Source organism: Streptomyces sp. NPDC059828 (genome assembly GCF_042731955.1).
In the GTDB taxonomy this organism is placed as follows: domain Bacteria; phylum Actinomycetota; class Actinomycetes; order Streptomycetales; family Streptomycetaceae; genus Streptomyces.
In genome coordinates this window covers 73,401-98,636 of the sequence record NZ_JBHWIW010000012.1, presented here as the reverse complement: position 1 = coordinate 98,636, position 25,236 = coordinate 73,401, and the positions used below count along the sequence as shown (strand labels likewise).

Sequence of the window (25,236 nt, the reverse complement as noted above, 5' to 3'; positions counted from 1 at the left end):
CACCACCCCGGCACGCGCTTCGTGGGTGTCACCCGGTGCCGAGCCGCGCCTCCGGCTCGGCATACGGATCCGCGTAGGGCCCGTCCGACCACGCATCGGACGATTCCCGCAGCTCGCCCAGCTGTGTTTCCGCCGCAGGCGTCTCGGTCGGCGGATCGGTCGGCGGCTGCTCCGTAGGGCCCGGGTCCGTACCGGGCGAAGTCGGGTCCACCGGTGTGGTCGGTTCCCCGGCCGGGGGCGTCGGATCCGTCGGCGGGTCGGGTTGGTCCGGCGCGCCGGTGGGCCCCTGGGGACCGGGGGTTCGGGGCGGGACCCCGGCGCTCCCGCCCCCGCTCGCGGCCGGGGGGCGCGTGGTGGGTGCAGCCGCGGACGTACTCGGGCCGCCGTCGGCCCCCGCGTCCTTGCCTTCGTGCTTGTCCCCGGTGTCCCGGGAGTGCCTGGTGCCACCCATGCCCGTACGGGAGCGCCCGCCGCCGCCACCCGACGCCGCGCCTCCACCGTCCGGCTCGGCATTTGCTCCGCGCGGCTGCGGGGGCTTCGACGGCGCCGCCGCCCCGCCGTCATCGCCCACGCTGACGCACCCCGCGGTGGTGGCCGCCGCGAGGACGGTGGCGAGCCATACGGCACAACGGCCAGGGGCGGACAACTGGCGCATGGGCGGCACCTCCGGGACGCGGGATCGCGGTCTGCCTGCCCAACTCCCCACGCCCCACGGGGGACACGCCCCCGCCCGGTCCTCCTACCGGCCCAGCCCGCCCGCCAGGTCCGCACCCAGCCACACCGCAAGCAGTCCCACCAGCAACGACGCACCCACGTTCGCAGCCGCCCACCGCGACCGCCCCCGTTCGACCAGCCGGAGCGTCTCGTACGAAAAGGTCGAATACGTCGTCAGCGCCCCGCAGAACCCGGTGCCGAGCAGCGCGTACACGCCCGACGAACGCCCCTCGGCGGCCGACACCCCGGCGATCAGACCCAGCACCAGGCTCCCGGCGACGTTCACCGCAAAGGTCCCCCAGGGGAACTCCGAGCCGTGCCGCGCCTGCACCGCACGGTCCGTCAAATACCGCAGCGGCGCCCCGAAGGCCGCGCCGACCACCACCAGCAGCCAGTTCACGGGGCCACCGCGCCCGCTCCCAGCGCCCTGCGCGTCAGCGTGGCCGCCAGCCACACCGCGCCCAGCGCCCCGGCCAGCGTGGCGGCGGCGTATCCGGCCGCCATGAGCCCCTTCTGATGGTCCGCCAGCGTCGCGATGTCCAGCACATAGCTGGAGAAAGTGGTGTAGCCGCCGAGCACCCCGACCCCCAGGAACGGCCTCGCCAGCGCCCAGGTGACCACCTTGTGCTCGCTGACCAGCACCATCAGCACGCCGATGAGTGCGCAGCCCGAAACGTTGACGGCAAGCGTCGCCCATGGGGACGGCCAGGCGAGCGAGACCCCGTAGCGGCCGCACGCCCCGATGACCCCGCCCGCGGAGACGGCGGCGAGCACCTTCCACTTCCCGGCACCGCTGGTCTCGGCACGCTGCGCGGGCTGGTGGAGGTCGACATCCGGGTCGACGGGCTCATCGGGGGCGGGATCGTGGTGGGAACCGGGACCGTGTCCATGACCACGACCGCGTTCAGGCCCACGACCGCCTTTAGGGCCACGACCGCGTTCAGGATCGAGGCTCATCCGTACCCCAGTGCGTGCAGCCGTTCGTCGTCGATGCCGAAGTGATGGGCAATCTCATGGACCACGGTGACCTCGGTCTCGGCCACCACGTCCTCCCTCGACTCGCACATCCGCAGGGTCGGCCCCCGGTAGATGGTGATCCGGTCCGGCAGGACGCCTGCGTACCACTCGCCGCGGTCGGTCAGGGGGGTGCCCTCATAGAGCCCGAGCAGCTCCGGGTCGTCGGCGGGCGGTTCGTCCTCGACGAACACCGCGACGTTGTCCATCAGCCGCGTCAGCTCCGGTGGAATCCGGTCCAGGGCCTCGGCGACCAGTTCCTCGAACTCCTCGCGCGTCATCTCCAGCACCCGGCCATTGTCACGCAGCCGGTGGGTGCGGGGCACGCGGCATACCCGGCCCTGCACCTGGGCATACGGGACCAATGGCTCGCGCTCGTGAACGGCTCCGCGCCTTCGTCACCCGTATCCCGCGCCCCGGCCTGCGCAGGAGCCGGCATAGGCACCACCACAGGAACCAGCTCCGCACCGGCCTTCTCTCCACGGACTCCGCACCCCACCCGTATGCCCGCGCACTCGGCCTGGTCACGCTCGTGCTGGTCGGCGCCTGGCTCGGGCTGCTGATCGTCGGGGCGGTCCGGGCGCCCGTGGGGCCGATGGACACGACCATGACCCTGCGCCCGTCCCTCTCCGGCGGCACGAAGATCAACGTGTCGCCGCTGGGCGCCCTGGAGCTGGACTCCCATGTGGCGCCCATCCGCCTCGATGTCGACGTCGACCGTCTGGACCCTGTGCGGTCCCAAGCCCTCGTCGAGCACCCCGAGCGGCTGTCGGGCCTCCAGCAGGAGGTCGCCGACGACGTGCGGGACGGCTCCCGCGAGCTGGCCTGGCGGTCCTGCGTCGCCGTCGTGTCCGGCGCCACCGCCCTCGGCCTGGCCGTCTATCGCCGCCCACGCCGCGCGCTGGCGGCGGGTGGGCTGGCGCTGGCGCTTCTCGCGACGTCCGGCGCCAGCGCGTACGCCACCTGGAACCCGAAGTCGGTTCTCGAACCGAAGTTCTCCGGGCTGCTGAGCAGCGCACCCTCCGTCGTCGGCAACGCCCGTTCGATCGTCACCGAATTCGACGTCTACCAGAAGGAGTTGGCACGGCTGGTCACCAATGTCACCAAGCTGTACGACGCCACTTCCACGCTGCCGGTCTACCAGCCGGACCCCGGGACGGTCCGCGTGCTGCACGTCTCCGACATCCATCTCAACCCGGCGGCCTGGCACATCATCGGCTCGCTGGTGGAGCAGTACAAGATCGACGTGATCATCGACTCCGGGGACACGATGGACCACGGCAGCGCCGCCGAGAACGCCTTCCTCGACCCGATTCCCGATCTCGGCGCGCCCTACGTCTGGGTGCGCGGCAATCACGACTCGCCCGCCACCCAGCGCTACCTCCAGGGCCTCAAGAACGTGCATGTGCTCGACGAGGGCCGCGCGGTCACCGTCGGCGGTCTGCGGGTGGCCGGCACGGGCGATCCCCAGTTCACGCCCGACCGCACCACGGTGCCGGGCGGCGACCCGGCCGAGCGGATGGCCGGTATCCGTCTCGCCTCCGCCCTGCGTGACCAGCGGCGCGCGGGCACACCCGTCGACATCGCGGTCGCCCACAACCCGGTCGCGGCCCGCGAGACCGACGGCGCGGTCCCGCTCGCCCTGGCGGGTCATGTCCACCACCGCGAGAACGAGCAGCTCCCGCTCGGCACCCGCCTCAAGATCGAGGGCTCCACGGGCGGCGGTGGACTGCGCGCGGTCCAGAACGAGGAGCCGGAGCAGGTGCGCGCCTCCGTCCTCTACCTCGACCGCGGCACCCGCGCGCTCCAGGCCTGGGACGAGATCACCCTGGGCGGCCTGGGCCTGACGACGGCCGAGGTCAGCCGGCATCTGGTGGCCACCCCGCCCCCGCGCTCCGGACCCTCGGCACCCCCGCGCAGCCCGGCCCCGTAAACCGTTTTGGCGATAGCTCCCCGCATCCCATATGCTTCTCACGTCCCCGACGCGGTGCGAAGCGCCCACGGCGGGCCTCTTAGCCCTCATCGTCTAGTGGCCCAGGACGCCGCCCTTTCAAGGCGGTAGCACGGGTTCGAATCCCGTTGGGGGCACGCATCACCGTGTGCGAGACTTGCTCTCGCACAATGCATCACCTCTGGTCCTGTGGAGCAGTTTGGAGTGCTCGCCACCCTGTCAAGGTGGAGGCCGCGGGTTCAAATCCCGTCAGGACCGCTGCGGCTCGTCAGAGCCGCGTGGCTGGGTAGCTCAGTTGGTACGAGCGTCCGCCTGAAAAGCGGAAGGTCGCCGGTTCGACCCCGGCCCCAGCCACCGCAGCCCGTCAGGGCAGAACACCCCTTCCGAAGGACTTCGGAAGGGGTGTTCTCGTTGTCGTTCCTCTTCGTTCAGGGCCATCACGCACTCGGTCGGGCAGCCGCGCCGCGCCGACGCCAGGCGCGTACCGCGGGGACGGCCCCCGCGGTCAGCGCCATCAGGCCGACCAGAGCCCAGTCCGGTACCGCCTGGCCGACGCCGACCGCCCATTTCTCCAGCTCGTACGACAGATCGACCGGGAGCAGACCGGGCAGTGCGGTCATGCCGTCGAAGAGGAGGAAGAGGCCGCCCAGGGTGATGAAGAACAGTCCGGACAGCACGGATGTCGTATGCAGCCCGAGGCGGCCACCGGCGACACGGATCGTGCGGCCACGCAGCCATCCGCGCTCGCCGAGACGGCAGCGCTCCCACAGGAGCGCGAGCGCGAAGAGCGGTACGGCCATCCCGAGGGCGTAGACGGCGAGCAGCAAGCCCCCGTAGGTGGGGCTGCCGCTGAGGGCCGCCACGGTGAGGACGCTCCCGAGGATCGGGCCCGCGCAGAAGCCGGCGAGTCCGTAGACCAGACCGAGGGCGTAGACGGAGAGGGCGGTCGTGGGCCTGATGCGGCCGCTGGCTTCGGCGAGCCGGCGCGGGGCGAAACCCCGGCCCAGGATCTGGGCCACGCCGAGCACGATGATCAGGCAGCCCCCGGCTGTGACCAGCAGCTCGCGGTGGCCGTAGAAGAGACGCCCGGCGATCGATCCGGCGGCCCCGAGCGGCACCAGCGTGGTCGCCAGGCCCGCGTAGAAGACGCCGGTACGGGCGATGAGCCGGGTCGCGGTGTCGATCGAGTACGCGAAGAACGCCGGGAGCAGCAGGGCGCTGCACGGGCTGAGCAGAGCGAGCAGGCCGCCGATGAAGGCGGCGAGATAGCCGACGCCGGTCATCGGCCGGACTCCTGCCGGGAGGCGGAGGATCCGGGCGTCACGAACGGGCTCGGTGCGGTCGCACTCGGAGGAGCGGGGCTCGGGCCGTCCGAGCCCGGTGCGGTCGCACTCGGAGGAGCGGGGCTCGGGTCGTCAGGTCCCGCCGCCATCCCGGGGTCGGCGGACTCACGCGCCGCATCCGTCGCCGCGTCGATCGCCTCGGCGAACGTCCCCTCCGACTGCGCCCCGGCGATCGGACGTCCGTTGACCAGGAACGACGGCGTGGAGGTCGCGCCCAGCGCATAAGCCTCCTCCTGGTCCCTGACCACCGCCTGCCGGGCGGCCTCACCGTCCGCGTCGCCCGTGAAACGGTCCAGGTCCTTCACACCCGCCTGCCGCGCGAGTTCCTTCAGCCGCTCCGCGCCGAAGCCCTGCTCCTTGGCCTCCGGGGCGTACGCGGCGTCGTGGAACTGCCAGAAGCGGCCCTGCTGACCCGCCGCCCATGAGGCGCGCGCCACGCTCTCCGACTCCTCGCCGAACACCGGGAAGTTGCGCCACTCGATGCGCAGGGTGCCGTCGTCGACGTACCGCTTCACCAGAGCGGGCTGGGTGTCGCGGGCGAACTTGGCGCAGTAGCCGCACTTGAAGTCGGCGTACTCGATCATGACCACGGGCGCGTCCGTCCGGCCGAGCGCCATGGGGTCGCCAGCGGCGCGCCGGGCGAGCTTCTCCAGTTCGGGGTAGACCCCGGACTCGGGTGCGGTGGACTCCGCCGTGATGTCGCCGGAGTTCGCCGAGGGCGCCTCGGGGCGGGTGGCGGTGTACGAGACGACACCGAGCACCACCGCGACCGCGGCCACCCCGGCACCGAGCACGAAGGGCTTCAGGGAATCGGGCATGGCGGCGGGGTCCCTCCGAGTCCGATACATCCGGTACGTCCGGATTGATGTGATCGTCATCGTACGGGGCCGCACTCCGTGCACCCGGCAGCCGCCCGGGCGCCGCCGGGAAACCGTCGGAAATGGGTTCGCCACTCCGCTCGCCCGGGTGCGATCCTGGATTCCGTATGTCTACTTCCTTCGCCGATCTCCAGACTCAGCTGGCCGAGATCTCGCTGCGCGACGCGCACCGGCTCGGGCGGCGGCTCGAGGGCACCCGCCGTATCCGAAGCCCCGAAGCCCGGCAGACCGCGCTGGCCGAGATCTCGGCGGAGGTCGCCAGGTCCGCAGCCCGCACCGCCGAGCGCGCGGCACGGGTGCCCGGGGTGTCCTACCCCGAGCAGCTCCCGGTCAGTCAGAAGAAGGACACGATCCTCGAGGCGATACGGGACCACCAGGTCGTGATCGTCGCGGGTGAGACCGGTTCGGGAAAGACCACCCAGATCCCCAAGATCTGTCTGGAGCTGGGCCGCGGCGTGCGCGGAATGATCGGGCACACCCAACCCCGCCGGATCGCGGCCCGCACGGTCGCCGAGCGGGTCGCCGACGAGCTGCGCAGCCCGCTCGGAGAGGCGGTGGGCTGGAAGGTCAGGTTCACCGACCAGGTGAATCCGGACGCGACCTTCGTGAAGCTGATGACGGACGGCATCCTGCTCGCGGAGATCCAGACGGACCGCGAGCTGCGCGCCTACGACACGATCATCATCGACGAGGCCCACGAGCGGTCCCTCAACATCGACTTCCTGCTCGGGTATCTGGCCCGGCTGCTGCCGAAGCGCCCGGATCTCAAGGTGGTCATCACCTCCGCGACCATCGACCCCGAGCGCTTCTCACGGCACTTCGGGGACGCCCCGATCGTGGAGGTCAGCGGACGCACCTATCCGGTCGAGGTGCGCTACCGCCCCCTTCTCGACGGGGACGAAGAGAACGCGGACGAGTCCGACCGCGACCAGATCACCGCGATCTGCGACGCGGCGGCCGAGCTGCAGAAGGAAGGTCCGGGCGACATCCTGGTCTTCCTCTCCGGTGAGCGCGAGATCCGCGACACCGCGGACGCACTGAACAAGAAGAACCTCCGCTTCACCGAGGTGCTCCCGCTCTACGCCCGTCTCTCGCACGCCGAGCAGCACCGTGTCTTCCAGCCGCACACCGGCCGCCGCATCGTCCTCGCCACGAACGTCGCCGAGACCTCGCTGACGGTGCCCGGCATCAAGTACGTGATCGACCCGGGCACTGCCCGCATCTCCCGCTACAGCCATCGCACCAAGGTCCAGCGCCTGCCCATCGAGGCCATCAGCCAGGCCAGCGCCAACCAGCGCAAGGGCCGCTGCGGCCGTACGTCCGACGGCGTCTGCATCCGGCTGTACAGCGAGGACGACTTCCTGTCCCGGCCGGAGTTCACCGACGCGGAGATCCTCCGTACCAATCTGGCGTCCGTCATCCTCCAGATGACCGCGGCGGGACTCGGGGACATCGAGAAGTTCCCCTTCATCGACCCCCCGGACCACCGCAACATCCGCGACGGTGTGCAGTTGCTCCAGGAGCTGGGCGCGCTGGACCCGGCGCAGAAGGATCCGAAGAAGCGGCTGACGCAGATGGGCCGGAAGCTGGCCCAGCTGCCGGTCGACCCCCGGCTGGCCCGGATGGTCCTCGAGGCCGACAAGAACGGCTGTGTCCGCGAGGTCATGGTGATCGCCGCCGCGCTCTCCATCCAGGACCCGCGCGAACGCCCCTCCGACAAGCAGGCGCAGGCCGACCAGCAGCACGCCCGCTTCAAGGACGAGACCAGCGACTTCCTCGCCTTCCTCAACCTCTGGCGCTATGTGCGCGAGCAGCAGAAGGAGCGCGGCTCGTCCAGCTTCCGCCGCATGTGCAAGCAGGAGTACCTGAACTTCCTGCGGATCCGTGAGTGGCAGGACATCTACGCCCAGCTCCGCACCGTCGCGAAACAGATGGGCATCCACCTCAACGAGGACGACGCGCCGGAGCAGTCCGTGCATGTCTCGCTGCTCGCCGGACTCCTGTCCCACATCGGGATGAAGGACATCAAGGACGGCTCGAAGAACGAGTATCTGGGCGCCCGCAGCGCCAAGTTCGCCGTCTTCCCGGGGTCCGCGCTCTTCAAGAAGCCGCCGCGTTTCGTGATGTCCGCCGAGCTGGTCGAGACCTCGCGGCTCTGGGCCCGGGTCAACGCCAGGATCGAGCCCGAGTGGATCGAACCGCTCGCAGGACATCTGATCAAGCGCACCTACAGCGAGCCGCACTGGGAGAAGGACCAGGCGGCGGTGATGGCGTACGAGAAGGTCACGCTGTACGGCGTGCCGATCGTCGCCCAGCGCAAGGTGAACTACGGCCGGATCGACCCGGAGACAAGCCGGGAGCTGTTCATCCGCCATGCCCTGGTCGAGGGCGACTGGCGTACGCACCACAAGTTCTACGCGGACAACCGCAGGCTCCTCACCGAGGTGGAGGAGCTTGAGCACCGGGCCCGCCGCCGCGACATCCTCGTGGACGACGAGACGCTGTTCGACTTCTACGACCAGCGGGTGCCCGAGCATGTGGTGTCCGGCGCCCATTTCGACTCCTGGTGGAAGCAGGAGCGCCGCGAGCAGCCGGAGCTGCTCGACTTCGAGCGCGAGATGCTCATCAACGAGAAGGCCGGGGCGGTCACCAAGGACGACTACCCCGACTCATGGCGGCAGGGACAGCTGAAGTTCCGGGTCACCTACCAGTTCGAACCGGGTACGGACGCCGATGGTGTCACCGTCCATATCCCGCTCCAGGTGCTCAACCAGGTGACGGACGAGGGCTTCGACTGGCAGATCCCGGGTCTGCGCGAAGAGGTCGTCACCGAGCTGATCCGTTCCCTGCCCAAGCCGGTACGCCGCCACTACGTGCCCGCTCCGAACTTCGCCAGGGCCTTCCTGGAGAAGGCCGTGCCCTTGCAGGAGCCACTGACGGTGACACTGGCGCGGGAGCTGCAGCGCATGGTCGGTGTGCCGGTCACGGCCGACGACTTCGAGATCGTCAAGGTCCCCGACCATCTGAAGATCACTTTCCGGATCGTCGACGAGCGCCGCCGCAGCCTCGCCGAGGACAAGGACCTGGAAGCCCTGCGGCTCCGGCTGAGGCCCAAGGCCCGGCAGGCGCTCTCCCAGGCCGCCGCGGCCACGGCCGAGCGCTCGGGCGGCACCTCGATCGAGCGCACGGGACTGAAGGACTGGACGTTCGGGACGCTCCCGAAGGTCTTCGAGACCCGCCGCGCCGGCCAGCCCGTCAAGGCCTTCCCGGCCCTGGTGGACGCCGGCGAGAGCGTGTCCGTACGGCTCTTCGACACCGAGGCCGAACAGGCGCAGGCGATGTGGCAGGGCACCCGCCGGCTGATCATGCTGAACATCCCGGTCAATCCGGCGAAGTTCGCCTCCGAGCGGCTGACCAACCAGCAGAAGCTCGCGCTCTCGCGCAATCCGCACGGGTCCATCCAGGCCCTGTTCGACGACTGCGCCGCCGCTGCCGCGGACCGGCTGATCGCCGAGCGCGGCGGTCCGGCCTGGGACGAGGAGGCCTTCCGCAAGCTGTTCGACTCGGTGCGGGCGGACCTCGTGGACACGACCGTTCGGACCGTGGACCAGGTGGGGCAGATCCTGGCCGCCTGGCAGGCCTGTGAGCGGCGTCTCAAGGCCACCAACAGCCTGACCCTGATCAACAACGTTCAGGACGTACGGGAACAACTGGCCGGCCTCATGCCCGCGGGCTTCGTCACCCGCACGGGGCTGCGGAGGCTTGCCGACCTGATGCGCTATCTCGTCGCGGTGGACCGACGGCTCCAGCAGATGCCGACCTCCGTGCAGCGGGACACCACGCGCATGGCGAAGGTCCACGAGATGCAGGACGAGTACGCCTGGCTGCTTGAACAGCTGCCCAAGGGGCGGCCGGTGCCCCAGGAGGTGCTGGACATCCGCTGGATGATCGAGGAACTGCGCGTGAGCTACTTCGCGCACGCACTGGGCACGGCGTACCCCGTTTCGGACAAGCGCATCGTCAAGGCAATCGACGCGGCGGCGCCGTGACATGGCCGTTGCCATGAGTGAGTTCGACCGGACCCTCTGACCTGCTGTACAGTCTCTCTCGCAGCCAAGGAGTGAACGGCTGCGAAACCTGGTCCTGTGGAGCAGTTTGGAGTGCTCGCCACCCTGTCAAGGTGGAGGCCGCGGGTTCAAATCCCGTCAGGACCGCAGTAATCAGAAGGCCCGGCACCCTCAGGTGCCGGGCCTTCTGGCGTTTCCCGACCCACCGCCCGCAGCCCCTGCCGACCCCTGCCGACCCCTCATGGCGCCTTCTGCCGTATTGACGGGGCCACTTGCCACCGGTACCCAGACATGACAGGGGCACGCGGCCCCGGACCGCGGAGGTGGCGCATGGCGGCATCCACAGCGAGGCACGAGACCCGGGCGCTGCTGCGCGCCCACCTGTCGGCCGTCTCCGGCTACCGGCACCTCACCCGGCACTGTCCCGTCTGTCACCGGCTGCTGCGCCTCGCGATGGAGCCCACAGAAGCCCCGGAGGCCGGCACGGACGCCGACGAGGACGGACAGGAGACCCCCCACGCCGTGTGACGGGAGTCACCGAACGAGTTTTACCAACGGGTGGCCTTATACGCCCCCTACAACGGGCGGATTTAATATGTGCAATTGCACGGCCTACCGACGGGTTTTTGCGCCCATAAAAAAGATCGCGCTGGACCCGGCGGAGTCCAGCGCGATCGACGACGAAGTCCTGTTGGGGCAGGCGCCCGCCGTGTCGAGCTCGTTGCGGGCTGCGGGGTTGGGGGCCCCGGCTATGCCCGGCTTTCGGGGTGTCAGGCCTCGCTGCGCTGCTGCGGAATACCCGCCAGCAGTGCGCGGACCTCTGCCTCGCGGTACCGGCGATGTCCACCAAGAGTGCGGATGGACGTGAGCTTGCCAGCCTTGGCCCAGCGCGTAACCGTCTTCGGGTCCACGCGGAACATCGTGGCGACCTCAGCCGGGGTCAGCAGCGGCTCGGCATCAGGGGTGCGAGCGGTCATGAGCGGCCTCCTCGGGAGAACCGAACCTTCTCGGTTCTTTCCTCTAAATTCTGCACCTTGACCCGCGTTGCCCGAAATGGGCGGACGCGGGCCGAGTCGGTTATAGGACGAACGGCTTGTCCTCGGCACTACAACTACACCATCTGTCCAGCCACGTCGGCCAAACCGATGGAATTGCCCTCTCAGGTGTTCATCAGCGGCGGAAGCCGATGGACCATGGCATAACGGACAGTCACGTCACAGTGACGATCAGTCACAGAGCGATCAGGAGTCATCAGACCCCCCATAGCGTGCAATGCAGAGAAATCCATCCTTTTACGGATGGAAGGAACCCTCCCCGGACTCCTTGTCCTATTTTGGCACGAGGGTGGGTGATGGACGCAAGGGACGACTTAGTGCTGTCCGTCACCCTTGGGGGTCTTGGCACCCTTGGCGGTCTTGGGAACCTTGCGAATCTTGCCGGTGTTGTGAGTCTTGCCGCTCTTGCGGGTCTTCACACCCTTGGAGCGATTGGACCGCTTGACCCGAAGATCCTGACAGGTGCCCTCATCTGAGGTTTTGCACCGCTATAGGAGACTGTCGGGCCGTCAGTTCGCGAACTGGCGATCCCGGACCGCACGCCACCGCTCCGAGAGCCGCCCGTACGCCACCTCCGCGCCCTCGCCGTCTCCGGCCCGCAGGGCGGCGATCCCCTCGGCGACATCCGCCGCCGAACGATCACCGGCGAGCTGCTCCGGGGACAGGGCGTGAACGAGCCCGCCGTAGTCGAGCTCGACCAGGGAGCGCGGGTGGAACTCTTCCAGCCACCGCCCCACATCCACCAGCCCCTCCGTGAGCGGGCCCTCGTCGACGGCCTCCCTCAGGGTCTTCAGGGCCCGCGCGAGCCTGCGGCGCGCCTGCACCATCGGCGTCCGGTAGCGCATCACCGGCGGCTCTCCCGACGCCTCGCCCGGCACGTACTCCCGCTCCTCGTCCGCGAACAGCGAGAACCAGCGCACCGGCACCTGCCACACCGCCGTCCTGATCCACGGGCGTGCGTCGGGATGGCCCTCGCGCCAGGCCTCGTAGTCCGCGGTGGCCTGACCGCGGAGCACCGGCGGCAGGACGGCGTCCAGCACCGGCGCGGGGAACATCTCCGCCAGTTCCATCAGTGCCAGCCAGCCCCGCAGCCGGGTCCGCCAGGGGCAGACGCAGACCACTCCGTCCACCTCCGTCACAAACGCGTCGGGGCTCTCGTGCACCGGAACCGGCACGGGCGGGGTGGGCAGCAAGTCGGCGAGCGAGCGTCGCAGTTCGTCCTGGGCCGTGGGGGTCCGCCCGCTGCGGGTGTAGCGCGCCCAGTAGCCCCGCTCGGGCTCGGGGAACGCCGCCAGGGGCTCGTACACCCGCAGGTAGGCGGCGTACGGAACGAGCACAGAGGTGACGGCCGGCATGTCGCAGATCCTTCCACGCTCGTACACGGGCGTACTCCGGGAGAGGGTGATCCTCGGCACTGGGTCGGATCTACGCACCCGTAGGACTTACTCTCTTGCCCAACCGGTCCCTCCCCCACCCATCCCCGGCCACAAGCACAGGGGGCGGCCAGGGAAGGGCCCACCATCGCCGCTTCGTACTTGGGAGTCACCACCGTGACCGATGTAACCGGCGCCCCTGTCGACGTACTGCACACCCTGTTCCGGTCGGACCAGGGCGGCCACGAGCAAGTCGTGCTGTGCCAGGACCGTGCCAGTGGCCTGAAGGCCGTTATCGCCATCCACTCGACCGCCCTGGGCCCCGCCCTCGGCGGTACGCGCTTCTACCCCTACGCCAGCGAGGACGAGGCCGTCGCCGACGCGCTGAACCTCTCGCGCGGGATGTCGTACAAGAACGCCATGGCCGGGCTCGACCACGGTGGCGGCAAGGCCGTGATCATAGGCGACCCCGAGCGGATCAAGACCGAGGAGCTGCTGCTCGCGTACGGGCGCTTCGTCGCCTCGCTCGGCGGCCGCTACGTCACGGCCTGCGACGTCGGCACGTATGTCGCCGACATGGACGTCGTGGCCCGGGCGAACCAGTGGACCACCGGCCGCTCCCCGGAGAACGGCGGCGCCGGCGACTCCTCTGTCCTCACCGCCTACGGCGTCTTCCAGGGCATGCGCGCCTCCGCGCAGCACCAGTGGGGCGACCCGACCCTGCGGGGGCGCAAGGTGGGCGTCGCGGGCGTCGGCAAGGTCGGCCACTACCTGGTCGGACATCTGGTCCAGGACGGCGCCGACGTGGTCGTCACCGATGTGCGGGACGAGTCGCTGCGCCGGATCACCGAAATGTTCCCGCAGGTCACGGTGGTCAAGGACACCGACGCCCTGATCCGTACCGAGGGCCTGGACATCTACGCCCCGTGCGCGCTCGGCGGTGCCCTGAATGACGAGACCGTGCCCGCGCTCACGGCGACGGTGGTGTGCGGCGCGGCCAACAACCAGCTCGCGCACCCGGGTGTCGAGAAGGATCTGGCCGACCGCCACATCCTCTATGCGCCCGACTACGTGGTGAACGCCGGCGGCGTGATCCAGGTCGCCGACGAGCTGCACGGCTTCGACTTCGACCGCTGCAAGGCCAAGGCCGCGAAGATCTTCGACACCACGCTGGCGATATTCGCACGTGCGAAGACGGACGGTATTCCGCCGGCCGCGGCGGCCGACCGGATCGCCGAGCAGCGGATGGCGGAGGCGCGCCGCGCATAGCGCTGCGTCCGGCTCGCGCGGAGCGGTTGACACCGCGCGGAACGATCGCGGGGGCAGCCGCCCGCACAGTCGCCGCCGACCGGCGAGAGAAGACTCACGCCGGTCGGCGGGTCGACCGCCGAGAACGGGTTAAAATCACGGTTGACCAGCGAGTACGGGGCGTCTCGCGGGTTCTGCGCATTGGCGCGTCATGCGGGCGGCGTACCGTATGGCCGCGGAAGCAGGTACCGTTGAAGCTCTACGGACCGGTCTCTCTGAGGAGAGCCCGTTCCGAATCATGAACGCGTGTCAAGACTCTGGGGCCGTCGAGCCCCGTCACCGAGGGGGTCGAGCCATGGGGCGCGGCCGGGCCAAGGCCAAGCAGACGAAGGTCGCCCGCCAGCTGAAGTACAACAGCGGCGGGACTGACCTGTCGCGTCTGGCCAACGAGCTGGGCGCATCGACTTCGAGTCCGATTTCGAGCCAGCCGCCGAACGCTGAGCCGTTCGAGGATGACGAGGAAGACGACGACCCGTACGCCCGCTACGCGGAGCTGTACGACGAAGACGATGACGAGGACGAGGACGAGGACGAGTCCGGTCCCTCATCGCAGCGCCGCGGCGCTTGACGCTTACACGGAAACCCGGTCCGGGGCTCGTCCCTGGACCGGGTTTCCGTGCTGTTCGCGCTTTCACGCCGTTCGGGCCGGTCACCCGGCCGCGTGACCGGCGTCGTCAGCTCGCGTAGTCGCCCACCAGTGCGGCGCCCGTGGTGTGCTCACCGCGCTCCGTGACCGTGCCGGCGACCCAGGCGTCCACGCCACGGTCGGCGAGTGTCGTCAGCGCCACGTCGACCGATTCCCCGGGCACGATGGCGACCATGCCGACGCCCATGTTCAGCGTCTTCTCCAGCTCCAGCCGCTCGACCTGACCCGCGCTGCCGACCAGCTCGAAGACCGGGGCGGGCACCCAGGTCGACCGGTCGACGACCGCGTGCAGACCGTCCGGGACCACCCGGGCCAGATTGGCCGCGAGGCCGCCGCCCGTGATGTGGCTGAAGGCGTGCACCTCGGTGGTACGCGTCAGCGCAAGGCAGTCCAGGGAGTAGATCTTGGTGGGCTCGAGCAGCTCCTCGCCGAGGGTGCGGCCGAACTCCGGGACCTCCCGGTCGAGCGCCCAGCCCGCCCGGTCGAAGACCACGTGCCGGACGAGCGAGTACCCGTTCGAGTGAAGGCCGGAGGACGCCATGGCGATCACCGCGTCCCCCGTACGGATACGATCCGCGCCCAGCAGCCGGTCCGCCTCCACGACACCCGTGCCCGCGCCGGCGACATCGAAGTCGTCGGGCCCGAGCAGACCGGGGTGCTCGGCGGTCTCGCCGCCGACCAGCGCGCAGCCGGCGAGGACACAGCCCTCGGCGATGCCCTTGACGATCGCGGCCACGCGCTCGGGGTGGACCTTGCCGACACAGATGTAGTCGGTCATGAACAGCGGCTCGGCGCCGCAGACGACGATGTCGTCCATCACCATCGCGACCAGGTCATGGCCGATGCTGTCGTAGACGCCCATCTGGCGAGCCAGATCGACCTTGGTGCCGACACCGTCGGTGGCGGAGGCCAGCAGCGGGCGCTCATAGCGCTTGAGGGCGGAGGCGTCGAAGAGGCCGGCGAAGCCGCCGATGCCACCGAGCACCTCGGGGCGCCGGGCCTTCTTGACCCACTCCTTCATCAGCTCGACGGCGCGGTCACCGGCTTCGATGTCGACGCCCGCGGCGGCGTAGGAAGCACCTGTCTCAGACATTGCCTGGGATCTTTCGGTTGGATGGGGATGCCTGGTGAGCCCGTGTGGGGCCGGCCTGGTCGGGGACGTCAGCGCCCTGAGGCCAAAGGGTCCTCAGGGACGGCGCAGGGCGTCGGCGGCGTCGGCGCCGCCCGCCAGCTCGGTCTCCAGGAGCTGCTTGCCGAGGAGTTCGGGGTCGGGCAGCTCCATCGGGTACTCGCCGTCGAAGCAGGCACGGCAGAGGTTCGGCTTGTCGATCGTGGTCGCCTCGATCATGCCGTCGAGGGAGATGTACGACAGCGAGTCGGCGCCGAGCGAGGCACCGATCTCGTCGATGGTCATCCCGTTGGCGATGAGCTCGGCACGTGTCGCGAAGTCGATGCCGAAGAAGCAGGGCCACTTGACGGGTGGCGAGGAGATCCGCACATGGACCTCGGCGGCACCGGCCTCGCGGAGCATCCGGACCAGCGCGCGCTGGGTGTTGCCACGGACGATCGAGTCGTCCACGACCACCAGGCGCTTGCCCTGGATGACCTCCTTGAGCGGGTTCAGCTTGAGGCGGATGCCGAGCTGGCGGATGGTCTGGGACGGCTGGATGAAGGTCCGGCCGACGTAGGCGTTCTTCACGAGTCCCGCGCCGTAGGGGATACCGGAGGCCTCGGCGTAACCGATGGCAGCCGGGGTGCCGGACTCGGGCGTCGCTATCACCAGGTCGGCGTCGGCAGGCGCTTCCTTGGCCAGGCGGCGGCCCATCTCGACCCGGGACAGATAGACGTTGCGCCCGGCGATCTCGGTGTCGGGGCGGGCCAGATAGACGTACTCGAAGACACAGCCCTTGGGCTTCGCTTCCGCGAATCGCGAGGTGCGGAGGCCCTGCTCGTCGATCGCGATCATCTCGCCCGGCTCGATCTCGCGGACGAAGCTCGCACCGCAGATGTCGAGGGCCGCGGTCTCGGACGCGACCACCCAGCCGCGCTCGAGACGGCCCAGGACGAGCGGGCGGATGCCCTGCGGGTCGCGGGCGGCGTAGAGGGTGTGCTCGTCCATGAAGACGAGGGAGAAGGCACCCCGGACCTCCGGGAGCACCTTCGCGGCTGCCTGCTCGATGGTGAGCGGTTCGCCGTTGTCGTCGGTCTGCCCGGCGAGCAGCGCGGTGACGAGGTCGGTGTCGTTGGTGGCGGCGACCTGGGTGGCGCGGCCGTCCCTGCGGGGCAGGTCCGCGACCATCTCGGCGAGCTGCGCCGTGTTGACCAGATTGCCGTTGTGACCGAGCGCGATGGAGCCGTTCGCGGTGGCCCGGAAGGTGGGCTGCGCGTTCTCCCACACGGACGCGCCGGTGGTCGAGTAGCGGGCGTGTCCGACCGCGATATGACCCCTGAGGGAGCCGAGGGAGGTCTCGTCGAAGACCTGGGACACGAGGCCCATGTCCTTGAAGACGAGGATCTGGGAGCCGTTGCTGACCGCGATACCCGCGGATTCCTGGCCCCGGTGTTGGAGGGCGTAGAGCCCGAAGTACGTGAGCTTGGCGACCTCTTCACCCGGAGCCCAGACACCGAAGACGCCGCATGCGTCCTGGGGGCCCTTCTCGCCGGGGAGCAGGTCGTGGTTGAGTCGTCCGTCACCACGTGGCACGGCACCGAGTGTAGGCGAGATCGACCACTGGTCCGAATTGAGTACGGGGCACAAGGGCCTCCCCAGTACTCGTAGATTCGTACGAAAGCCGCTCAATAGAGCCTTTGGGCGGTCCTACGGGGGGCGTTTAGGGGAGCTTCGGCGTGCCGCATGTCACTCTCCGCACTCCTCCGGCGAGCCGTCCGCCGGTCGCCAGGGGGTCGCGAAGCGATCGCCAGGCGCTCGTCAGGACGCTGTCGCGGAGATTCCCTTGCCGCTGCTCTCCCCGGTGGTGCCGGTGAGGCTCAGGCTCCGGTGGTCGAGCTCGTACGAGACCGTCCCCTGGAGTACCTTGCCGAGCTCGCCTTCCAGGGTCATCTGCGGCGGCGCGCACATCCTGCGCGTGGTGGCGAGCCTGCCGAAGGTGATCGTGGATCCGGACGCGGACACCTTCGCCGTACCGCTGAAGGTGTTGCAGCCGAGGCTGCCCCGCACGGAACCGTCCTTGCCCAGCACGAGGTACGCCCGCTTCTCCGTACCGGCCGGAAGTGAGGCGGCCCGGTCGCCCGTGAGCAGGGAGGTGACGGTCCACTTGGTGCCGACGAGAGGGGCTGGCCGCTGCTCGGTCAGGGCGATGGTGTCGCCCTTCTCCGTGGTCAGCGTGAGAGTCCGGTCCGAGCGCTTCGCCTTGAGCTCACCGGAGAATGCCTCGCTCATGGTGCGCTCGAAGGCGTCGACGTCCTTGGCGCAGCCCATCTCGGTCCGCTGGGCCTGACCGACGGTGATGGTTTCGCCGTCGACGGTGACATCGGCGCCGAAGTGGTTGCAGCCGAAGTTGCCCTCGGCACGGCCCTTGGTGCCGATCAGGACATGAGCGCCTTCGGGGGCGGTCGTCTTCTTGCCGTCGACGGTCACGCTGTCGACGGACCAGTGCACACCGGTGAAGGACGCCGCGGGCCGCACGTCGGATGCGCCCCCGCTGCCCGGCCCCTGCTCAGTACCGCAGGCGGTCAGCGTGAGGACGGCGGTCAGGGTCAGCACGGCCGTACCGGGAACGATCAGCTTGGTTCGCATGTCGGTCCGACGGTACAGCTGTGACAGCGGTTCCCTCAGGCAAGAAGGGGCAGCAGCCCGGAAATGTCGGCACGTTCCCCGCTGGCGGTCACCCGGGCGGCGGCGAGCGCCTCGTCCCAGCCGGTACGGCCCGTCGCAAGCCGGATCCAGGTGAGCGGGTCGGTCTCGACCACATTGGGCGGGGTCCCCCTGGTGTGCCGGGGGCCCTCGACGCACTGCACCACCGCGTACGGCGGGATCCGCACCTCGACCGAGCCGCCCGGGGCCTTCACGGCGAGCGTGTCCGCGAGCAGCCGTACGCAGGCGGCGATGGCCTGCCGCTCGAGGGGGATGTCACGGCCCGTCGCGGCGTTCAGATCATCGGTGTGGACGATCAGTTCCACGGCACGCGTGACCAGGTGGTCGCCGAGCCGCATCGCACCCCGTCGCGTGGCGATCAGCCGGTCGTCGGTGTTGACCTCGAGGGTGTCCGCGAGTGCCCTGGTGGTCCCGTCGTACAGCTCGCCGAGGGCCTCGGCGGTGGTGCCCGGGAGGGCGGTGCTTTCGAGTGCGGAAGCGGTCTCGCGGGTGCTCTCGTCGATCGCCGCCGCCTGTTCGACGGTGCGCAGCGGCCAGTCCAGCAGGGCGAAGTCCTGCTTCGGCGGCTCCGGGAGGGCGGTGGCACCGGCCACCGCCCCGGTGGCCAGCGCGATATGGACGGCCAGGTCGCGGACGGTCCAGGTCCCGAGCCGGGTCGGCGCCGCCAGCTCGTCGGGGGTGAGCGCCGCCACCGCCTGCCGTACGTGACCGAGCTGCGCGAGCACCGCGGCGCGGATCTTGGCGTGGTCGTAGCTGCGGGTGCGTCTCCTGGCCGGTGGCATGGCGTGAGGCTAGCCCACCACGGCTCGGCTCAACTCGGCGCGGGGATACGCCGTGTGGTCGTCGCGGCATACGACGAGGGCTCCCACCCGGACCTCGTCCCGGTGGGAGCCCTCGTACCGACGTGCTCAGGCGAACAGACCCGGAATGGTCTCCTCGTGCGCCGTGCGCAGCTCGCTCAGCGGAATGCCGAACTCTCCCTGCACCTCCACCGCGTCCCCGTCGACCACACCGATCCGGGTCGCGGGCAGTCCCCGCGCCCCGCACATGTCCGTGAAGCGGAGCTCCTCGCTGCGCGGGACGGAGACGACCGCACGGCCCGCCGACTCGCTGAAGAGGAACGTGAACGCGTCGAGCCCGTCGGGCACGATCAGCCGCGCACCCGTACCGCCGCGCAGGCAGGACTCGGTGACCGCCTGGACCAGACCGCCGTCGGACAGGTCGTGCGCCGCGTCGACCATGCCGTCGCGGGACGCCGAGATCAGGATCTCGGCCAGCAGCCGCTCCCGCTCCAGGTCGACCTTGGGCGGCAGTCCTCCGAGATGGCCGTGGACCACCTGCGACCAGGCTGAACCGCCGAACTCCTCGCGGGTGTCGCCCAGGAGGTAGAGCAGCTGCCCCTCTTCGGCGAACGCCATCGGCGTACGGCGCGTCACGTCGTCGATCACGCCCAGCACCGCCACGACCGGCGTCGGGTGGATCGCCGTCTCGCCCGTCTGGTTGTAGAGCGAGACATTGCCACCGGTCACCGGGGTGCCGAGGGTCTGGCAGGCGTCCGCGAGCCCTCGGGTGGCCTCGGCGAACTGCCACATCACGGCCGGGTCCTCGGGCGAGCCGAAGTTCAGGCAGTCCGAGACCGCCAGCGGCTTGGCGCCGGTCGCGGCGACATTGCGGTACGCCTCGGCCAGCGCGAGCTGCGCGCCCGCGTACGGGTCGAGCTTCGCGTAGCGGCCGTTGCCGTCCGTCGCGACCGCGACACCGAGGTTGGTGTCCGGGTCGATCCGGACCATGCCCGAGTCCTCGGGCTGGGAGAGCACCGTGTTGCCCTGCACGAAGCGGTCGTACTGGTCCGTGATCCAGGACTTCGAGGCCTGGTTCGGGGACGAGACGAGACGCAGGACCTGCTCACGCAGCTCCTCGCCGCTGTCCGGGCGCTGCAGCCTGCCCGCGTCGTCGGCCTGGAGGTCGTCCTGCCAGTCGGGGCGGGCGTAGGGACGCTCGTACACCGGACCCTCGTGGGCGACCGTGCGCGGCGGTACGTCCACGATCTGCTCGCCGTGCCAGAAGATCTCGAGCCGCTCGCCGTCGGTCACCTCACCGATCACGGTGGCGATGACATCCCACTTCTCACAGATCTCCATGAAGCGGTCGACGTACCTCGGCTCCACGATCGCGCACATGCGCTCCTGCGACTCGCTCATGAGGATCTCCTCGGGCGAGAGGGTCGCGTCACGCAGCGGCACGGTGTCGAGCTCGACCCGCATACCGCCCGAACCGGCGCTCGCCAGCTCGGAGGTGGCGCAGGACAGGCCCGCGCCGCCGAGGTCCTGGATACCGGCGACCAGCTTCTCCTTGAAGACTTCCAGGGTGCACTCGATGAGGAGCTTCTCCTGGAAGGGATCGCCGACCTGGACGGCCGGGCGCTTGGCCGGCTTCGTGTCGTCGAAGGTCTCGGAGGCGAGCACGGACACGCCGCCGATGCCGTCGCCGCCGGTGCGGGCGCCGTAGAGGATCACCTTGTTGCCGGCACCGGAGGCCTTCGCAAGGTGGATGTCCTCGTGCTTCATCACACCCACGCACAGGGCGTTGACCAGCGGGTTTCCCTGGTAGCAGGGGTCGAAGACGACCTCGCCGCCGATGTTCGGCAGGCCCAGGCAGTTGCCGTAGCCGCCGATGCCCGCGACGACACCCGGCAGGACGCGCTTGGTGTCGGTGTGGAGGGCGGAGCCGAAACGCAGCGGGTCCATCACGGCCACGGGCCGGGCACCCATGGCGAGGATGTCGCGGACGATGCCGCCGACGCCGGTGGCGGCGCCCTGGTAGGGCTCGATATAGCTGGGGTGGTTGTGCGACTCGACCTTGAAGGTGACCGCGTATCCCTGACCGACGTCCACGACGCCCGCGTTCTCGCCGATGCCGACGAGCAGGGCGTCGTTCTCGGGCGCCTTCTCGCCGAACTGGCGCAGATGGACCTTGCTGCTCTTGTACGAGCAGTGCTCGGACCACATCACGGAGTACATCGCCAGCTCGGCGCCGGTCGGACGGCGGTCGAGGATCTCGCGGATCCGCGTGTACTCGTCCTCCTTGAGGCCGAGCTCCTTCCAGGGCTGCTCGGTCTCGGGCGTCTCGGCGGCGTGCTTGACGGTGTCGAGGGTCATGCGGCAACCAGCTTCTTGATGATCGAAGTGAAGAAACCGAGGCCGTCCGTGCCGCCGGTGCCGATCAGCGGCTCCACGGCGTGCTCGGGGTGCGGCATCAGACCGACGACGTTGCCCGCGGCGTTGGTGATGCCCGCGATGTCGCGCAGCGAGCCGTTCGGGTTCAGGTCCATGTAGCGGAACGCGACCCGGCCCTCTGCCTCCAGCTCGTCGAGCGTGCGCTCGTCGGCGACGTACCGGCCGTCCATGTTCTTCAGCGGGACGGAGATCTCCTGGCCCTGCTCGTAGTCGGCGGTCCAGGCGGTCTCCGCGTTCTCCACGCGCAGCTTCTGGTCGCGGCAGATGAAGTGGAGATGATTGTTCCGCAGCATCGCGCCCGGCAGCAGATGGGCCTCGGTGAGGATCTGGAAGCCGTTGCAGATACCGAGGACCGGCAGCCCGGCCTTCGCCTGGTCGATGAGGGGCTCCATCACCGGCGAGAACCGGGAGATGGCACCCGCGCGCAGATAGTCTCCGTAGGAGAAGCCGCCCGCGAGGACAACCGCGTCGACCTGCTTGAGGTCCTTGTCGCGGTGCCACAGCGATACGGGCTCCGCGCCCGCGAGGCGGACGGCACGCAGTGCGTCCTGGTCGTCGAGCGTGCCAGGGAAGGTGACGACTCCGATACGAGCGGTCACGACTCCACCTTTACGACGAAGTCCTCGATGACGGTGTTGGCGAGGAACGTTTCGGCCATCTCGTGGATGCGGGCGAGGGCGGCGTCATCGACCGGCCCCTCCACCTCGAGCTCGAAACGCTTCCCCTGACGTACGTCCGCGATCCCCTCGAAGCCCAGGCGGGGCAGTGCACGCTGCACAGCCTGGCCCTGCGGGTCGAGGATCTCCGGCTTGAGCATGACGTCGACTACGACGCGTGCCACTGGCACTCCCGGTGGTGTGGTGCTGAAGGCGGTTCCCTCAGCGTACCCGCCCCGAAAATCTACGCGCATAGATATGCAGAGAAAACGCGAGGAAGGCGCAGAGAAGACGCAGAGAAGTCCAGCAGGAAATCCGAAGAAAAACCCGTCAGCCCCATTGTGGATGACACGCTGAAGCAATTGCCAGGGCTTCACAATGCGACACCGGCGGCTGTACAAAGGAATACAGCGGAAAGCAGCATCGCCCCCGCCGCAGCCGGAAACTTCGGTATCGCCGCACGTCAGCACCGGCCCGGCCCCGGTCCGGTCCAGCAGGTCGGACCATCCGGTCAGGCGGCAGCGAAACCGCACGAAAGGACCTATATCCGTGGCTCAGCGTGTAGTAGTCACTCTCTCCGACGACATCGACGGCGGAGAAGCAGCGGAAACGGTCAAGTTCGGCCTGGACGGGAAGTCGTACGAGATCGACCTCAATCCCGCCAATGCAAAGAAACTACGCAAGGCCCTCGCACCGTACATGGCTGCTGGACGCAAGGCGGCGAAGTATCCGGGCAAGACGCGCCAGGAATACCGGCACACCACTCTGGAGCCGGACCCCGCGGCCGTCCGCGCCTGGGCCCAGTCCAACAAGATGGAGGTACCGGCCCGCGGCCGGATCCCCAAGCGGGTGTACGAGGCGTTCCGCCAGGCGAGCTGAGCACGCCGCGGCCGGCCGAGCAGCTGGGAACACTCCCGACCGGCGACCGAACGGCACCCGCCGCGAACCGAGTTGCACGGCACCCCCGCAGGTGGGCTAGAGTCTGGAACACGCCGAGAGACGAGGCCGACAGGCCAAACCTCCCGGAGCGTGCGGGTGTAGTTCAGTAGTAGAACAGCCCTCTTCCAGAGGGAAGGCGCAGTGTGCAATTCCTGTCACCCGCTCCGCACCACGTAACGGCCACTCCGGTGGATCGGGTACAGTGGTGGACGCACCGCCCGGTGAAAGCCGAAGCGGGAGCACTGCGGACGTGGCTCAGTTGGTAGAGCATCACCTTGCCAAGGTGAGGGTCGCGAGTTCGAATCTCGTCGTCCGCTCAGGTGACAAAGGCCCCGGTCATCAGACCGGGGCCTTTGTCGTGTGCGCACTTCACCCCACGTTTCCCGCGCTCCGGTCAGGAACTGTCCGGGCGAGCACCGCCAGTGCTGACATTTGTCATGAGCCCCGATGACAGCGCGCACTGCCGGCCGACCCGCTCGGGCGGAAGCCTTGGAATATGGCAACGACCGAGGGGTTCGTAATCGAGGCCGGTGAGCTGCGCCGTAGCTACGCCGGCGGGTTCGAGGCGGTGAGCGGAATCACCTTCTCCGTGGCGCGGGGCGAGTTGTTCGCACTGCTCGGCACGAACGGCGCGGGCAAGACGTCCACCGTCGAGCTGCTCGAAGGGCTGGCCGAGCCGAGCGGCGGCACCGTGCGAGTGCTCGGCCATGACCCGTACCGTGAGCGCGCCGCCGTACGGCCCAGGACCGGGGTGATGCTCCAGGAGGGCGGCTTCCCCTCCGACCTGACGGTCAGCGAGACCGTGCGCCTGTGGGCGGGCTGCACCAGCGGAGCTCGCCCTTCCGGGGAGTCTCTTGAACTCGTGGGCCTCGGCCATCGGTCGGGCATCCGGGTCAAGCAGCTCTCCGGCGGCGAACGCCGGCGTCTCGATCTGGCGCTGGCCCTGCTCGGACGGCCCGAGGTGCTCTTCCTCGACGAGCCGACGACCGGGCTCGACGCGGAAGGCCGCCAGGACACCTGGCGGTTGGTGCGGGAGCTGCGGGACACGGGCACGACCGTGCTGCTGACCACGCACTACATGGAGGAGGCGGAAGTGCTCGCCGACCGGCTCGCGATCATGCACCAGGGCCGGATCGTCGCCACCGGCACACCGGCGGAGGTCTCGGCCTCACGCCCGGCCCGTATCCGCTTCCTGCTCCCCGACGACGTCCCGGCAGGAAGGCTGCCGCTCACGCTGCACGCCGCGGCCGAAGGGCAGCGCATCGAGATCCGGACGCACCGGCTCCAGCAGTCCCTCGGTGAACTGCTGAGCTGGGCCGCCGATTCCGGGGTGGAGCTGGGAGGGCTTGATGCCCGCTCGGCCACCCTGGAAGAAGCCTTCCTGGACATCGCGCGATCGGACACGGGCGAAGCAGCACTGGCAGGTGCACGATGAACGCCACCACTACCGCCGCCACCACGGCGACCGGACGGCTGACCGCGCTCGCCCGCGCCGAGCTGACTCTGCTCGTGCGCAACAGGACGGCACTGTTCGTCGCCCTGCTGATGCCGCTGGCCATGGTGGGGGTGCTGCGGTCCGCGCTCACCCCGGAGGCACTCGAAGGGACGGGGATACGGCTCGGGGACGCGCTGCTGAGCGGAGGGATCGGGATGGTGCTGATCCTCGTCGTGTATCTCAACGTCACCTCCGCCCTCGTGGCGCGGCGTGAGGAGCTGGTGCTCAAACGACTGCGCACGGGCGAGGTGTCCGATACGGAGATCCTGGGCGGCACGGCGCTCCCGGCGGCCGTGCTGGCCATAGCCCAGAGCGCGGTCCTGGTGGTCGCGGGTGCGGTGGTGCTCGACACGGATCCGCCGCAGCGGCCCGAACTGCTGGTGGCGGGACTGCTGCTGGGCACCGTCCTGATGACGGCGCTCGCCGCCGTCACCTCCTCGGTCACCCGCACCGTGGAGAGCGCACAACTCACGACGACGCCGCTGTTCCTGGTCTCGGCGTTCGGCTCAGGACTGTTCGTCCCGCTCGACACGCTGCCCGACAGGCTGCTCCCGCTGTGCGAAGTGCTGCCGATGACCGGGGTGGTACGGCTCGTGGAGGCGGGGCTTCACGGTGGGGCCGATGCTCCGGAGCTGGCGCGTGCGGCGCTGAGCGTGCTGGTCTGGACTCTGCTCTCGGTGTTTGCTGTGCGTCGGTGGTTCCGCTGGGAGCCACGACGCTAGAAGG

The 25,236-nt window shown here is 69.5% G+C and carries 23 protein-coding genes and 6 tRNA genes; 14 read left to right on the top strand and 15 right to left on the bottom strand.

The window, feature by feature from the left end:
* Positions 1-28: 28 nt before the first annotated feature.
* The 4 genes from ACFV6V_RS10590 to ACFV6V_RS10575 form a co-directional block, all read right to left on the bottom strand.
* The gene (locus ACFV6V_RS10590; protein WP_385562032.1) at positions 29-655 is read right to left on the bottom strand and encodes a hypothetical protein; all 627 of its coding nucleotides are present in this window, start codon (positions 653-655) and stop codon (positions 29-31) included.
* Positions 656-739: 84 nt separating this feature from the next.
* The gene (gene crcB, locus ACFV6V_RS10585) at positions 740-1,114 is read right to left on the bottom strand and encodes a fluoride efflux transporter CrcB (protein WP_385562030.1); all 375 of its coding nucleotides are present in this window, start codon (positions 1,112-1,114) and stop codon (positions 740-742) included.
* The gene (locus ACFV6V_RS10580; protein WP_385562027.1) at positions 1,111-1,671 is read right to left on the bottom strand and encodes a fluoride efflux transporter FluC; all 561 of its coding nucleotides are present in this window, start codon (positions 1,669-1,671) and stop codon (positions 1,111-1,113) included. Before ACFV6V_RS10580 ends, crcB begins: the two co-directional genes overlap by 4 nt.
* The gene (locus ACFV6V_RS10575; protein ID WP_361280836.1) at positions 1,668-2,018 is read right to left on the bottom strand and encodes a metallopeptidase family protein; all 351 of its coding nucleotides are present in this window, start codon (positions 2,016-2,018) and stop codon (positions 1,668-1,670) included. The genes ACFV6V_RS10580 and ACFV6V_RS10575 overlap by 4 nt, the downstream gene beginning before the upstream one ends.
* Positions 2,019-2,092: 74 nt before the next feature.
* On the opposite strand from ACFV6V_RS10575, the gene ACFV6V_RS10570 reads away from it, so the two are divergent.
* From ACFV6V_RS10570 to ACFV6V_RS10555, 4 genes are all read left to right on the top strand, one after another.
* Complete coding sequence (locus ACFV6V_RS10570) at positions 2,093-3,661, top strand: metallophosphoesterase (RefSeq protein WP_385562024.1); 1,569 nt, start codon at positions 2,093-2,095, stop codon at positions 3,659-3,661.
* Between the two features lie 82 nt (positions 3,662-3,743).
* Positions 3,744-3,816, top strand: a tRNA-Glu gene (locus ACFV6V_RS10565).
* Between the two features lie 46 nt (positions 3,817-3,862).
* Positions 3,863-3,937 (top strand) — tRNA-Asp (locus ACFV6V_RS10560).
* 22 nt (positions 3,938-3,959) lie between these two features.
* Positions 3,960-4,033, top strand: a tRNA-Phe gene (locus ACFV6V_RS10555).
* A gap of 83 nt (positions 4,034-4,116) precedes the next feature.
* Here the strand turns inward: ACFV6V_RS10555 and ACFV6V_RS10550 are convergent.
* The gene (locus ACFV6V_RS10550; RefSeq protein ID WP_385562021.1) at positions 4,117-4,962 is read right to left on the bottom strand and encodes a cytochrome c biogenesis CcdA family protein; all 846 of its coding nucleotides are present in this window, start codon (positions 4,960-4,962) and stop codon (positions 4,117-4,119) included.
* Positions 4,959-5,840 carry a DsbA family protein gene (locus tag ACFV6V_RS10545; RefSeq protein ID WP_385562019.1) on the bottom strand — a complete coding sequence of 294 codons (882 nt, stop codon included), beginning with the start codon at positions 5,838-5,840 and terminating at the stop codon, positions 4,959-4,961. Before ACFV6V_RS10545 ends, ACFV6V_RS10550 begins: the two co-directional genes overlap by 4 nt.
* Positions 5,841-6,007: 167 nt before the next feature.
* Between ACFV6V_RS10545 and hrpA the strand changes: the two genes are divergently transcribed.
* From hrpA to ACFV6V_RS10530, 3 genes are all read left to right on the top strand, one after another.
* Positions 6,008-9,949 carry an ATP-dependent RNA helicase HrpA gene (hrpA, locus tag ACFV6V_RS10540; protein ID WP_385562017.1) on the top strand — a complete coding sequence of 1,314 codons (3,942 nt, stop codon included), beginning with the start codon at positions 6,008-6,010 and terminating at the stop codon, positions 9,947-9,949.
* Between the two features lie 90 nt (positions 9,950-10,039).
* Positions 10,040-10,114: transfer RNA gene (locus ACFV6V_RS10535), tRNA-Asp, on the top strand.
* A gap of 183 nt (positions 10,115-10,297) precedes the next feature.
* Positions 10,298-10,495: a DUF6274 family protein gene (locus tag ACFV6V_RS10530; protein WP_385562014.1), complete on the top strand. Its 198-nt coding sequence runs from the start codon at positions 10,298-10,300 to the stop codon at positions 10,493-10,495.
* A 242-nt stretch (positions 10,496-10,737) separates the two neighbouring features.
* Here the strand turns inward: ACFV6V_RS10530 and bldC are convergent, their stop codons facing one another.
* Complete coding sequence (gene bldC, locus ACFV6V_RS10525; protein WP_003949541.1) at positions 10,738-10,944, bottom strand: developmental transcriptional regulator BldC; 207 nt, start codon at positions 10,942-10,944, stop codon at positions 10,738-10,740.
* Positions 10,945-11,531: 587 nt separating this feature from the next.
* Positions 11,532-12,377 carry a hypothetical protein gene (locus tag ACFV6V_RS10520; protein ID WP_385562011.1) on the bottom strand — a complete coding sequence of 282 codons (846 nt, stop codon included), beginning with the start codon at positions 12,375-12,377 and terminating at the stop codon, positions 11,532-11,534.
* A 195-nt stretch (positions 12,378-12,572) separates the two neighbouring features.
* On the opposite strand from ACFV6V_RS10520, the gene ACFV6V_RS10515 reads away from it, so the two are divergent.
* Together ACFV6V_RS10515 and ACFV6V_RS10510 are read left to right on the top strand one after the other, a co-directional pair.
* Positions 12,573-13,664, top strand: a complete 1,092-nt coding sequence (locus tag ACFV6V_RS10515) for a Leu/Phe/Val dehydrogenase (RefSeq protein WP_385562008.1) — start codon at positions 12,573-12,575, stop codon at positions 13,662-13,664.
* Between the two features lie 334 nt (positions 13,665-13,998).
* On the top strand, positions 13,999-14,271 hold the full coding sequence (locus ACFV6V_RS10510; protein ID WP_385562005.1) for a DUF3073 domain-containing protein: 273 nt from the start codon (positions 13,999-14,001) through the stop codon (positions 14,269-14,271).
* Positions 14,272-14,377: 106 nt separating this feature from the next.
* On the opposite strand, the gene purM is transcribed toward ACFV6V_RS10510, so the two are convergent.
* The 7 genes from purM to purS form a co-directional block, all read right to left on the bottom strand.
* On the bottom strand, positions 14,378-15,442 hold the full coding sequence (purM, locus tag ACFV6V_RS10505; RefSeq protein ID WP_385562002.1) for a phosphoribosylformylglycinamidine cyclo-ligase: 1,065 nt from the start codon (positions 15,440-15,442) through the stop codon (positions 14,378-14,380).
* Positions 15,443-15,535: 93 nt separating this feature from the next.
* Positions 15,536-17,053, bottom strand: coding sequence for an amidophosphoribosyltransferase (gene purF / locus ACFV6V_RS10500; RefSeq protein ID WP_385561999.1), 1,518 nt, complete (start codon positions 17,051-17,053; stop codon positions 15,536-15,538).
* 225 nt (positions 17,054-17,278) lie between these two features.
* Entirely contained in the window at positions 17,279-18,106 is an 828-nt protein-coding gene (locus ACFV6V_RS10495) for an META domain-containing protein (RefSeq protein ID WP_385561996.1), read from the bottom strand.
* 35 nt (positions 18,107-18,141) lie between these two features.
* Positions 18,142-18,966, bottom strand: coding sequence for a sterol carrier family protein (locus ACFV6V_RS10490; RefSeq protein ID WP_385561995.1), 825 nt, complete (start codon positions 18,964-18,966; stop codon positions 18,142-18,144).
* 126 nt (positions 18,967-19,092) lie between these two features.
* Entirely contained in the window at positions 19,093-21,342 is a 2,250-nt protein-coding gene (gene purL / locus ACFV6V_RS10485; RefSeq protein WP_385561992.1) for a phosphoribosylformylglycinamidine synthase subunit PurL, read from the bottom strand.
* The gene (gene purQ / locus ACFV6V_RS10480) at positions 21,339-22,019 is read right to left on the bottom strand and encodes a phosphoribosylformylglycinamidine synthase subunit PurQ (protein ID WP_385561989.1); all 681 of its coding nucleotides are present in this window, start codon (positions 22,017-22,019) and stop codon (positions 21,339-21,341) included. The genes purL and purQ overlap by 4 nt, the downstream gene beginning before the upstream one ends.
* Entirely contained in the window at positions 22,016-22,261 is a 246-nt protein-coding gene (gene purS, locus ACFV6V_RS10475; RefSeq protein WP_266379892.1) for a phosphoribosylformylglycinamidine synthase subunit PurS, read from the bottom strand. The genes purQ and purS overlap by 4 nt, the downstream gene beginning before the upstream one ends.
* A 364-nt stretch (positions 22,262-22,625) precedes the next feature.
* Here purS and ACFV6V_RS10470 point away from each other — a divergent pair, with 364 nt between their 5' ends.
* The 5 genes from ACFV6V_RS10470 (at position 22,626) to ACFV6V_RS10450 (ending at position 25,232) form a co-directional block, all read left to right on the top strand.
* Positions 22,626-22,955, top strand: a complete 330-nt coding sequence (locus ACFV6V_RS10470; RefSeq protein ID WP_385561986.1) for an Lsr2 family protein — start codon at positions 22,626-22,628, stop codon at positions 22,953-22,955.
* Between the two features lie 152 nt (positions 22,956-23,107).
* A tRNA-Gly gene (locus tag ACFV6V_RS10465) sits at positions 23,108-23,179 on the top strand.
* Positions 23,180-23,259: 80 nt separating this feature from the next.
* A tRNA-Gly gene (locus ACFV6V_RS10460) sits at positions 23,260-23,332 on the top strand.
* Positions 23,333-23,511: 179 nt separating this feature from the next.
* The gene (locus ACFV6V_RS10455) at positions 23,512-24,450 is read left to right on the top strand and encodes an ABC transporter ATP-binding protein (RefSeq protein WP_385561983.1); all 939 of its coding nucleotides are present in this window, start codon (positions 23,512-23,514) and stop codon (positions 24,448-24,450) included.
* Positions 24,447-25,232: an ABC transporter permease gene (locus ACFV6V_RS10450; RefSeq protein WP_385561980.1), complete on the top strand. Its 786-nt coding sequence runs from the start codon at positions 24,447-24,449 to the stop codon at positions 25,230-25,232. The genes ACFV6V_RS10455 and ACFV6V_RS10450 overlap by 4 nt, the downstream gene beginning before the upstream one ends.
* The last annotated feature ends 4 nt before the right edge of the window (positions 25,233-25,236 follow it).